Source organism: Xanthomonas sp. NCPPB 2922 (genome assembly GCF_041520885.1).
Taxonomy (GTDB): domain Bacteria; phylum Pseudomonadota; class Gammaproteobacteria; order Xanthomonadales; family Xanthomonadaceae; genus Xanthomonas; species Xanthomonas campestris.
This window is the reverse complement of sequence record NZ_JBGOFY010000025.1, coordinates 45,943-55,782: the sequence shown is the minus strand read 5'-3', so window position 1 is coordinate 55,782 and position 9,840 is coordinate 45,943. Positions and strand designations below refer to the sequence as shown.

The 9,840-nt window shown below is 67.4% G+C and carries 12 protein-coding genes; 7 read left to right on the top strand and 5 right to left on the bottom strand.

What is annotated here, in order from left to right; translation table 11 throughout:
- Nucleotides 1-20 precede the first annotated feature (20 nt).
- The 5 genes from ACD584_RS19515 to ACD584_RS19495 all read right to left on the bottom strand — a co-directional run bounded on the left by ACD584_RS19515 (nucleotide 21) and on the right by ACD584_RS19495 (nucleotide 3,744).
- Nucleotides 21-431, bottom strand: a complete 411-nt coding sequence (locus ACD584_RS19515) for a hypothetical protein (protein ID WP_076036858.1) — start codon at nucleotides 429-431, stop codon at nucleotides 21-23.
- Nucleotide 432: 1 nt separating this feature from the next.
- Nucleotides 433-999, bottom strand: coding sequence for an elongation factor P-like protein YeiP (yeiP, locus tag ACD584_RS19510; protein WP_011037000.1), 567 nt, complete (start codon nucleotides 997-999; stop codon nucleotides 433-435).
- A gap of 100 nt (nucleotides 1,000-1,099) precedes the next feature.
- Nucleotides 1,100-1,870, bottom strand: coding sequence for an SDR family oxidoreductase (locus ACD584_RS19505; protein WP_040941381.1), 771 nt, complete (start codon nucleotides 1,868-1,870; stop codon nucleotides 1,100-1,102).
- 103 nt (nucleotides 1,871-1,973) lie between these two features.
- Entirely contained in the window at nucleotides 1,974-2,870 is an 897-nt protein-coding gene (locus ACD584_RS19500) for a hydroxymethylglutaryl-CoA lyase (protein WP_076036859.1), read from the bottom strand.
- A gap of 76 nt (nucleotides 2,871-2,946) precedes the next feature.
- Nucleotides 2,947-3,744, bottom strand: a complete 798-nt coding sequence (locus tag ACD584_RS19495) for an enoyl-CoA hydratase-related protein (protein ID WP_076036860.1) — start codon at nucleotides 3,742-3,744, stop codon at nucleotides 2,947-2,949.
- 116 nt (nucleotides 3,745-3,860) lie between these two features.
- Here ACD584_RS19495 and ACD584_RS19490 point away from each other — a divergent pair, with 116 nt between their 5' ends.
- The 7 genes from ACD584_RS19490 to dapB all read left to right on the top strand — a co-directional run bounded on the left by ACD584_RS19490 (nucleotide 3,861) and on the right by dapB (nucleotide 9,712).
- Entirely contained in the window at nucleotides 3,861-4,109 is a 249-nt protein-coding gene (locus ACD584_RS19490; protein ID WP_011037004.1) for a FeoA family protein, read from the top strand.
- Complete coding sequence (locus ACD584_RS19485; protein ID WP_076036861.1) at nucleotides 4,106-5,965, top strand: ferrous iron transporter B; 1,860 nt, start codon at nucleotides 4,106-4,108, stop codon at nucleotides 5,963-5,965. Before ACD584_RS19490 ends, ACD584_RS19485 begins: the two co-directional genes overlap by 4 nt.
- A gap of 1 nt (nucleotide 5,966) precedes the next feature.
- Entirely contained in the window at nucleotides 5,967-6,215 is a 249-nt protein-coding gene (locus ACD584_RS19480) for a DUF6587 family protein (protein ID WP_076036862.1), read from the top strand.
- Between the two features lie 63 nt (nucleotides 6,216-6,278).
- Nucleotides 6,279-6,779 carry a nuclear transport factor 2 family protein gene (locus tag ACD584_RS19475; RefSeq protein ID WP_175611637.1) on the top strand — a complete coding sequence of 167 codons (501 nt, stop codon included), beginning with the start codon at nucleotides 6,279-6,281 and terminating at the stop codon, nucleotides 6,777-6,779.
- A 214-nt stretch (nucleotides 6,780-6,993) separates the two neighbouring features.
- Entirely contained in the window at nucleotides 6,994-8,196 is a 1,203-nt protein-coding gene (locus ACD584_RS19470) for a PLP-dependent aminotransferase family protein (protein ID WP_175611638.1), read from the top strand.
- Entirely contained in the window at nucleotides 8,193-8,921 is a 729-nt protein-coding gene (locus ACD584_RS19465) for an MOSC domain-containing protein (RefSeq protein ID WP_076036865.1), read from the top strand. The genes ACD584_RS19470 and ACD584_RS19465 overlap by 4 nt, the downstream gene beginning before the upstream one ends.
- Nucleotides 8,922-8,995: 74 nt before the next feature.
- Complete coding sequence (dapB, locus tag ACD584_RS19460) at nucleotides 8,996-9,712, top strand: 4-hydroxy-tetrahydrodipicolinate reductase (RefSeq protein ID WP_011037010.1); 717 nt, start codon at nucleotides 8,996-8,998, stop codon at nucleotides 9,710-9,712.
- Nucleotides 9,713-9,840: the final 128 nt, after the last annotated feature.

The following is a 9,840-nucleotide window of genomic DNA, read 5'->3' as shown; positions in this document are numbered from 1 at the left end:
CTACGTCTGCATGGCACGGCTCAGCTCGCGGGCTGCAAATCCGCTTGTTTTGCGTAGTTGCGCAGCCACTCGCTGATGCCGGCATCGTTGCGGTAGCGCTGCATCAATGCAGCCAGCCGGGCGGGTGCCGGCGTGCAGTACTGCTCCACGGCCGCTTCGATTTCGCGGCGGCGCGCGTCGTCGTACGGCTCTTCGCCGGCGAAATGCTCGCAGGTGTCGTAGTCGTCCACCAGCTTGCGCAAGTCATCCGGCATGCCGCACAGGCCGGCCGGATGTTGCAGCCATTCCTCTTCCACCACCGGGTCGGTGCAGGCGAGTGCAGCGGTCACGGGGGCGACCGCCGCAGGGGCGGGCGCCGGTGCCGGCTCGGCGGTGCATGCGCTCAGCGCCAGCAGCGCGAGCAGCGCGAGCAGGCACAGGATGCTGCGCATGTCAGTCGGCGCGGCCAGCGAATTCGCCGGTGGTGGTGTTGACCAGCACGCGTTCGCCGTTGGTGATGTATTCCGGCACCATGATTTCCAGCCCAGTGTTGAGCTTGGCCGGCTTGGGCCGCTTGGTGGCAGTGCCGCCCTTGAGCTCTGGCGGGGTTTCGACCACTTCCAGCGTCACCGTCTGCGGCAGCTGCACGGCGACCGGCTGGTCGTCGATCACCTGCACGAAGATGCCGGTGAGGCCATCGGTGATGTAGCCGGCGTCGGTGCCGATCACCTCCGCGTCCAGCATGTAGGGGGTGTAGTCCTCGTCGTCCATGAACACAAAGGCCTCGCCGTCCTTATACGAATAGGTCGACTGGCGGCGCAGCAGTTCCACTTCCGGCAGGTTGTCGTCGGCATCGAAGCTGGCATCCAGCTTGGCGCCGCCCGGCACGCTGTACATGATGAAGCGGAAGCGCACATTGCCGCCGCGGCCCTGCGGCGAGCTGCGTTCGATGTCGCGGATCTGGTAAATGCCGCCGTTGTATTCGACGACGTTGCCTTTCTTGATGTCGTTAGCTTTCATGGGAATCGGGAGTTGGGAATGGGGAATTGGAAAAGCCGGGGCCGGGGTGCTGGGAGTGGGACGCGGTTGCGATTCCTCATTCTCGATTCCCCATTCCCTGCTACTTGGGCGCCAAGCGCACGCCGCCGTCCAGGCGAATGACTTCGCCGTTGAGATAGCGCGTGCGCAGGATGAAGGCGACGGTTTCGGCGTACTCGTCGGGTTGGCCCAGACGTGAGGGGAACGGGATCGAGGCGGCCAGCGATTGCTGCACGGTTTCGGGCATGCCATCCACCATCGGGGTCCAGAACACGCCGGGCGCAATGGTCATGACGCGGATGCCGAAGCGGGCGAGTTCGCGCGCCATCGGCAAGGTCATCCCGACCACGCCACCCTTGCTGGCGGCATACGCGGCCTGACCGATCTGGCCCTCGTAGGCGGCTACCGAGGCGGTGTGGATGATCACCCCGCGCTCGCCATCCTCGCCGGCGGCGTTGTGTTGCATCACATCGGCCGCGGCCTTGGCGACATTGAAGCTGCCGACCAGATTGACCATGACGGTGGTGCGGAAGGTGGCCAGCGGCATCGCAGCCTCCTTGCCCAGCACGCGGCCGGCGCCGAGGATGCCGGCGCAGTTAACGGCCAGGTTGAGCCCGCCCAGTGCCTGCGCCGCTTGCGCGACATTGGCGGCGACCTGCGCTTCATCGGTCACGTCGGTGGCGAAATAGTGCGCGTTGCCCGCGCCCAGCAAGGCCAGCGCCGCGTCGGCCTTGTCGGCGTTGACATCGAACAGCGCGACCCTGCCGCCGTCGGCGACGATGCGCTGCGCCACGGCCAGGCCGAGGCCGGAAACGCCGCCGGTGACGATGGCAAGGACAGAAGAAGGCTGCATGCGCGTGGGTTCCTTGAAAGCGGTGATGCCGGCCGGCGATCGGTCGGCGATTCTAGCCGAAGCGCTGATCGCATCGCTGCGCGGCGCAACGCGGGTGGAATGATCAGGCGGCCGCTGCCAGTGCCTTGCCGACCTTGCTGCCGGTTTCCCTGCCCAGCAGCTGCGCCAGCCAGCGCCCGGTGCGGGCGAGGGCAGGCAGGTCGATGCCGGTGGGCATGCCCAGGCCATGCAGCAGATAGACCACGTCCTCGCTGGCGACATTGCCGCTGGCACCCTTCGCATACGGGCAGCCACCGGCGCCGGACACGGCCGCGTCCACCACGCGCACGCCTTGCTCCAGGCAGGAGGCAATATTGGCCAGCGCCTGGCCGTAGGTGTCGTGGAAGTGCACGGCCAGGGCCTGCATCGGGATGCTGCCGGCCACCGCGGCCAGCATCTGGCGTGCCTTGGCCGGGGTGCCGACGCCGATGGTGTCGCCCAGCGAAATCTCGTAGCAGCCCAGGCGGTACAGCCGCTCGGCCACATTCACCACATCGGCTACCGCCACCTCGCCCTGGTAGGGGCAGCCGAGCACCGTGGACACGTAGCCGCGCACGCGCACGCCGTCCTGCGCGGCCTGCGCCAGGATCGGCCGGAAGCGCTCGATCGATTCGTCGATGCCGGCATTGGTATTGGTACGGTTGAAGGTTTCGGAGGCCGCGGTGAACACCGCCACTTCCTGCGCGCCGGCCGCGTGCGCACGTGCATAGCCCTGCAGGTTCGGCACCAACACCGGGTAGGCGATGCCGGGCTGGCGGGTGATCCCCGCAAACACCTCGGCCGCGTCGGCCAGCTGCGGCACCCAGCGCGGGCTGACGAAGCTGGTCGCCTCGATCGTGCGCAACCCGGTTGCCGAGAGCTGGTTGATCAAGGCGATCTTGTCGGCGGTGGCAATCGGGTTGGCTTCGTTCTGCAGGCCGTCGCGCGGGCCCACTTCGACAATGCGTACGAAGTCACTCATGGGCGGCTCCGGGCCGTGGAGCGCCGTTGCTGCTGCCCGGTGCGCGGCATGGGGTCGGCTGGATACCAGGACAGCCTCATGCGCTTTCCTCGCTCGCCCACGCCGGCGGGCGCTTGTCGAGGAAGGCGCCCAGGCCTTCCTGGCCTTCCGGCGACACACGCAAGCGGGCGATCAAGGCGGCGTTGGCCGCGTCGATGGCATCGCGTTCGCAATACGGCAGCATGCTGCGCACCAGCGCCTTGGCGCTGCTGGCGGCCTGCGGTGCGGCGGAGAGCAGTAGGCGGATCTGGCGTTGCACCGCAATGTCGAGCTGGTCGGCGGCCACCAATTGATGCAGCAGCCCGAGCGATTGCGCCATGCCGGCATCGAAGATTTCCGCGGTGGCAAACCAGCGCCGCGCCTGGCGCGCGCCGATCGCGGCGATCACGTAGGGCGAAATCACCGCCGGCAGCAGGCCAAGGCGGCTTTCGGTCAGACCAAAGCGCGCCTCTGTGCAGCCGATGGCGATATCGCAACACGCCACCAGGCCGACGCCGCCGCCAAACGCGGCGCCATTGACGCGCGCAATCGTGGGCTTGGGCAATTCGTCCAGCGTGCGCATCAGCCGCGCCAGCGCCAGTGCATCGGCCGCATTGTCGGCCTCGCTGGCGCTGACCATGCTGCGCATCCAGTGCAGGTCGGCGCCGGCGGAAAACGCCGCGCCGGCACCGGTGACCACCACCACCCGCACCTGCGCATCGGTACCGGCCTGCTGCAGGGCGGCGGTGAGGGCGGCAATCAGGGTCGCGTCGAACGCGTTGTGCACCGCCGGGCGATTGAGCCGCAACGTACGGACCGCTCCCTGGTCCTCGACGATCAAGCCGGTTTCCTGCATTGCGCATGCGTCCATGAATGGGATGCGAACCATGATAGCCGGCCCACCCGTTGGAGCCATGATGCGGTGCGTCGATGCTAGAATTGAGAACCATTCCTAACAATCAGGCCGTCTTTGTGACGTTGTCGGATATGCCATTGCATCGCGTCGCCACCGTGGAATCCGTGCAGGACCGTCAGCCCAACGACACCATCGCCCGGCGTCTGCGCGAACTGGGCTTCGTGGCGGGGGAAGAGGTAACGGTGCTGGCGATGGGCCCGGTTGGCCGCGAGCCGTTGCTGGTGCAGGTTGGCTATACGCGCTTTGCACTGCGCCGCAGCGAGGCGGCCCGCGTGCAGGTGCGCGACGACGGAGTGGCGGCATGAGCGCGATCGGCCTGCCGATGCGGCTGGCGTTGGTGGGCAACCCCAACAGTGGCAAGACCGCCTTGTTCAACCAGCTGACCGGCAGCCGGCAGAAGGTGGCCAATTACACCGGCGTCACCGTCGAGCGCAAGGAAGGCCATTTCCGCGCGCCTTCCGGGCGCGAGTTCGCGGTGCTGGACCTGCCTGGCGCCTACAGCCTGCAGCCGGCCAGTCTGGACGAAGCGATTACCCGCGATCTGTGCCGCGGTTTTTACCCCGGCGAGCCGGCGCCGGATGTGCTGGTCTATGTGATGGACGCGACCAACCTGCGGCTGCACTTGCGCTTTGCGCTGGAGCTGCGTGAGCTGGGCCGCCCGATGATCGTGGCGCTGAACATGATGGATGCCGCCCAGCGGCGCGGCATCGTCATCGACTTGCCCGCACTGGAGCAGGCGCTCGGTGTGCCGGTGGTCGAGACGGTGGCGGTGCGACGCGGCGGCGCCAAGGCGCTGGTCGAGCGCATCGATGCGCAGGCCGCGCACCTGGCTGCCCCCACCGCCACGCCGCCCGCCGATGGCAACTATCACGCCCAAGTGCGGCAGATCCTGAGTGCGGCAGTGACCATGCCCACGCGCACCTCGCGCGTGGACGATGCGCTGGACCGCTGGCTGCTGCACCCGGTGTGGGGGCTGGTGACGCTGGCGGTGGTGATGTTCCTGATCTTCCAGGCGGTGTATGCCTGGGCCACCCCGGTGATGGACCTGATCGACGGCGGTACCGCGATGCTGGGCGAGTGGGTCGGCACCCACATGGCCGAAGGTCCGCTCAATAGCCTGCTCAAGGACGGCATCATCGCCGGCCTGGGTGGGGTGATCGTCTTCCTGCCGCAGATCCTGATCCTGTTCGCCTTCATCCTGGCGCTGGAAGAATCCGGCTATCTGCCGCGCGCGGCGTTCCTGCTCGATCGCATGATGGCCTCGGCAGGCCTGTCGGGGCGCTCGTTTATCCCGCTGCTGTCGAGCTTTGCCTGCGCGGTGCCCGGCATCATGTCCACCCGCAGCATCCAGGACCCACGCGACCGCCTGGCCACCATCATGGTTGCGCCGCTGATGACCTGCTCGGCGCGCCTGCCGGTGTACGCCTTGCTGATCGGTGCCTTCATCCCGCAGAAGACCGTGTGGGGCATCTTCAATCAGCAAGGGCTGATCTTGTTCGCGCTGTATGCCGCAGCCATCGTCAGCGCGCTGCTGGTGTCGTGGACGATGAAGAAGTGGCGCCGCGACAAGAGCGAGCATCCGTTGATGCTGGAGCTGCCGTCTTACCGCGTGCCGCAGCTGCGCGATCTGGCGCTGGGCCTGTGGGAGCGCGCGGTGATCTTCCTCAAGCGCGTGGGCGGCATCATCCTGGCGCTGACCATTCTGTTGTGGTTCCTGCTGTCGTTCCCGGCCGCGCCGGCCGATGCGACCCTGCCGCCGATCGACTACAGCTTCGCCGGGCGGATCGGCCATGCGATGGCGGTGTTCTTCGCGCCGCTGGGTTTCAACTGGCAGATCTGCATTGCGCTGATTCCCGGGCTGGCGGCGCGCGAAGTGGCAGTGGCGTCGCTGGCCACGGTCTATGCGCTGTCCGCGGCCGATGACGATGCCGCAGCGCAGGCGCTGTCTCCGTTGATCAGCGACGGCTGGTCGCTGGCCACCGCGTTGTCGTTGCTGGTCTGGTACATCTACGCACCGATGTGCATCTCCACGCTGGCCACCATCAAGCGCGAAACCAATTCCTGGAAACAGATGACCATCAGCGCGGTGTACCTGTTCGCGCTGGCCTATCTGGCCTCGCTGGTGACTTACCAGCTTGCCGTGTTGTTCGGAGCTGGCTGAGATGTCGCTGACCCTGCAATACGTGATCATCGCGCTCGCCGTGCTGGTGAGCGCATGGGTGGTGATGAAAAAACAATTCCCAGGCACGCTGCGGCGTCTGCACGGCACGCTTGCGCTCGCCTTGGTGCGCGACAGCCGCCCCGCGTGGATGCAGGCAATCGGGCGTCGCATCGCACCGCCCGCGGGGCAGGGCGCGGCCGCCTGCGGTGGCTGCGACAGTTGCGGGCCGAAGACGCCGCGCAGCCACTGACGGCCGGCAGCGCCTTCGCTACACTTGCGCGGCCGCAGGACGCGGCAGTCCAGGGGAAAGGCGATGCGTGTGTTGGTGTTGCTGGCCGTATTGGCAGCGATTGCAGGGATTTATAACTACGGTGGCAATGCGCTGGACGAGCAGCAGGTGCGCGATTTGTATGCCGCGCACGACAAGGCGATGCTGGCCCAGGATGGCGAGGCCTTGTGCGCCATGACCGCGCCAGACTTCGAGATGGTGGTGCTGTACCGCATGGATTCGCACCAGCAGCGCCGCACTACCACACGCGAAAAGTACTGCAAGGCCAATGGCGAGTGGGCGCAGGCGCTGCGCCAGGTGCATCCGTCGGTCAACCTGGAAGACGCGATGGACTACAAGCACTCCATCACCAAGATCGAGATTGCACCGGACGAAGCCTCGGCCATGGTCGAAACCCGCGCCACGATCGGGTTGCCCGGCATGCGCATGACCTTGCGCAGTCGCGACAAGGTGATTCGCAAGCGCTGGAAGACCCTGGTGGAACGCAGCGAAGGCACCGCCTGGGTCGGGCCCGCGTACGACTGAGCGCGGCGCGCGCGCCGCCTTCGGTGCGCGGGAGCACTGGCGCTTTCAGCATCGTGCGGCATCGTGCGGCAGCGAGCGCGCCAAGCATCGCTGCCATGCGTTGCCGGATGTACGCATGGCAGCGCAATCACGCGGTAAACAATCGTAGTCAGGCCGCGCCACGTTCGCTGCAGCGCACAGCGCGTTGGCGGCGGGCAGTCGCTATGCTTGGGCGATGACGACCTCTTTCCAGATCTCCCGACGTGCGCAGGCGCTGACCAGTTCGGCGATTCGCGAAATCCTCAAGATCACCGAGCGGCCGGAGGTAATTTCCTTTGCCGGGGGCCTGCCGTCGCCGGCCACGTTTCCGGTGGAGCGCATGCGTGCGGCCAGCGACCAGGTGCTGCGTGATGCGCCGCAGGCGGCGCTGCAATACGGCCCCACCGAAGGGTATCTGCCGCTGCGCGAGTGGGTCGCTGCGCGGCTGAGCCGTGACGGCGCCAGCATCCGCCCGACCCAGGTACTGATCACCACCGGATCGCAGCAAGGGCTGGATCTGCTGGGCAAGATCTTCATCGACGAAGGCAGCAAAGTGCTGGTGGAGACGCCGAGCTATCTCGGTGCATTGCAGGCGTTTTCGCTGTTCCAGCCCAACTTTGTCGGCATGCCGTCCGATGCCGATGGCGTGGTGGTGGATGCGCTGGGCCCCTCGCTGCTGGCCGATGCGCGCTTTCTGTATTGCCTGCCCAATTTCCAGAACCCCACCGGGCGCCGGCTGCCGCTGTCGCGTCGCCAGGCGCTGGTGGCGCGGGCTGCGGAGGCGGGCGTGCCGATCATCGAAGACGACCCGTACGGCGAGCTGTACTACAGCGGCGAGCCGCTGCCGAGCCTGCTGTCGATGTACCCGGATGGAGTGATCTACATGGGCTCGTTTTCCAAGGTGCTGGCGCCTGGTCTGCGCCTGGGCTACGTGGTGGCACCGGAGGCAGTGCTGGGCAAGTTGATCCAGGCCAAGCAGGCGGCCGATCTGCATACGCCGTCGTTTACCCAGCGCCTGGTGCACTCCACGTTGCAGGACGATTTCCTGGATACGCATATTCCGCAGATCCGCGCGCTGTATGCGCGGCAATGCAGCCTGATGCTGGAGGCGCTGGAGCGGCACTTTCCGCCGCAGGTGCAGTGGAATCGTCCCGACGGCGGCATGTTCCTGTGGGTGACACTGCCGCAGGGCCTGGATGCCAGCGTGCTGCTGGCGCGTGCGATCGCGCGCAATGTCGCGTTCGTGCCCGGCGCGCCGTTCTTCGCCACCTTGCCGCAGACCAATACGCTGCGGCTGTCGTTCGTTACCGTGCCGGGCGAACGCATCGATGCCGGCATCCAGGTGCTCGGCGAATTGCTGCGTGAGGCATTGGCGGAGCTGCCGGGGCAGGGCGTGTGAGCGCTGCGGAGACACGCCTCTCTACACCGGCGCAGTTGACGCGGATCGACAGCGTGGCCACCGGCGTGGCGCGCGACTTCACCCGCCCGGGCAGCCGCAGTGCGATCGACAAGCGCATGGTCACGCGGCCGCTGCAGATCGGTCCCGAAGGATTGGAAGGCGACGAGCAGGGCGACCGCCGCGTGCATGGCGGTCCCGACAAGGCGATCCACCATTACCCGCGCGACCACTATGCCGCGTGGCAGGCCGAGATCGGCGCGCATGCATTACTGGAGGCCGCGGGCGCGTTCGGCGAAAACCTCAGCAGCCTCGGCCTGACCGAGGCCGATGTCTGCCTGGGTGATCGCCTGGCGCTGGGCAGTGCGGTGGTGGAGGTATCGCAACTGCGGCAACCGTGCTGGAAACTTTCCGACCGCTTCGGCCTGCGCGACATGGCGCGCCGCGTCCAGGACAGCGGCCGCACCGGCTGGTATTACCGCGTGCTGCAGCCCGGGCAGCTGGCGGCCGGCGATGCGCTGACGCTGCTGGAACGCCCGCATCCGCAGTGGACGCTGTCGCGCGTGCAGCAGGTGCTGTACGCGCGCGAGGTGGACGCCGAGGCCATTGCCGCGGTGTTGCAGCTGCCGCTGGTGCCGTCGTGGCGCGCGTTGTTCGAGCGCCGCTTGCAGCGCCACGAAGTGGAGAGTTGGGGCGCGCGCTTGCACGGCGCTGTCGATCCGGGGTGAGCGCTGGCGTCACGCGCAGCAGGCGGTTGCCGGTTCATCTTGTGAAACCGTTGCCGCCTCGCTAGCCTGACCCCATGACAACTTCTCCCGTGAAAGTTCTGATCCACGGTGCCTCCGGGCGCATGGGCAAGGCATTGCTGCGACTGGCCGCCGAAGACGACGCCTTGCACGTCGTCGGTGCGGTGGTGGGGCGGTCGCCCTCGCAGCGCGTGGTGGATGGCGTGCCGTACTTCGCCGCCAACGAACTGGGCGGTGCGCCGGCGTTCGATGTGGCGATCGACTTCAGCCTGCCGCAGGGCTTTGCGCCGATCCTGGCGTTGTGCGTGCAGCGCGGCAAACCGCTGGTCTCGGGCACCACCGGGCTGGACGAGGCGCAGCGGGCCGGCTTGCTGCAGGCTGCGGGCCAGATTCCGCTGGTGTGGGCGTCCAATTTCAGCCTGGGCGTGGCGGTGCTCACCGAACTGGTGGAGCGCGCCGCCGGCAGCCTGCCGGGCTGGGACTGCGACATCATCGAAGCCCATCACGTGCACAAGCAGGACGCCCCCTCGGGCACCGCGCTGACGCTGGGTGAGGCCGCCACTGGCAGCGGGGCACAGCCGCGGTTCGCCAGCGTGCGTGCCGGCGACATCGTCGGCGAGCACAGCGTGCAGTTCACCGGGCTGGGCGAACGCGTCGAGCTGATCCACCGCGCCACCAACCGCGACATCTTCGCGCGCGGTGCGTTGCATGCGGCCAAGCGCCTGCTCGGCAAGCCGCCGGGCAGCTACCGGGTGCGCGATCTGGTGCTGTAAACGCGGGCGTGCGTTACATGAATGGACGCATGCCAGCGGGACGTATTCACCTGGCAGCGATGCGGCGCCTGCGCTGATCGGTGTGCCGCGCACTGGCATGCCGGGGCACTTGCCTTTACAATTCTCGC

Excerpts from the sequence above, each read along its gene's own strand:
- ACD584_RS19505 (WP_040941381.1), bottom strand. The coding sequence starts at position 1,870 with ATGCAGCCTTCTTCTGTCCTTGCCATCGTCACCGGCGGCGTTTCCGGC.
- dapB (WP_011037010.1), top strand. The coding sequence starts at position 8,996 with ATGACAACTTCTCCCGTGAAAGTTCTGATCCACGGTGCCTCCGGGCGC.
- ACD584_RS19470 (WP_175611638.1), top strand. The coding sequence starts at position 6,994 with ATGACGACCTCTTTCCAGATCTCCCGACGTGCGCAGGCGCTGACCAGT.
- ACD584_RS19500 (WP_076036859.1), bottom strand. The coding sequence starts at position 2,870 with ATGAGTGACTTCGTACGCATTGTCGAAGTGGGCCCGCGCGACGGCCTG.
- ACD584_RS19515 (WP_076036858.1), bottom strand. The coding sequence starts at position 431 with ATGCGCAGCATCCTGTGCCTGCTCGCGCTGCTCGCGCTGCTGGCGCTG.
- ACD584_RS19495 (WP_076036860.1), bottom strand. The coding sequence starts at position 3,744 with ATGCAGGAAACCGGCTTGATCGTCGAGGACCAGGGAGCGGTCCGTACG.
- yeiP (WP_011037000.1), bottom strand. The coding sequence starts at position 999 with ATGAAAGCTAACGACATCAAGAAAGGCAACGTCGTCGAATACAACGGC.
- ACD584_RS19485 (WP_076036861.1), top strand. The coding sequence starts at position 4,106 with ATGAGCGCGATCGGCCTGCCGATGCGGCTGGCGTTGGTGGGCAACCCC.
- ACD584_RS19480 (WP_076036862.1), top strand. The coding sequence starts at position 5,967 with ATGTCGCTGACCCTGCAATACGTGATCATCGCGCTCGCCGTGCTGGTG.
- ACD584_RS19475 (WP_175611637.1), top strand. The coding sequence starts at position 6,279 with ATGCGTGTGTTGGTGTTGCTGGCCGTATTGGCAGCGATTGCAGGGATT.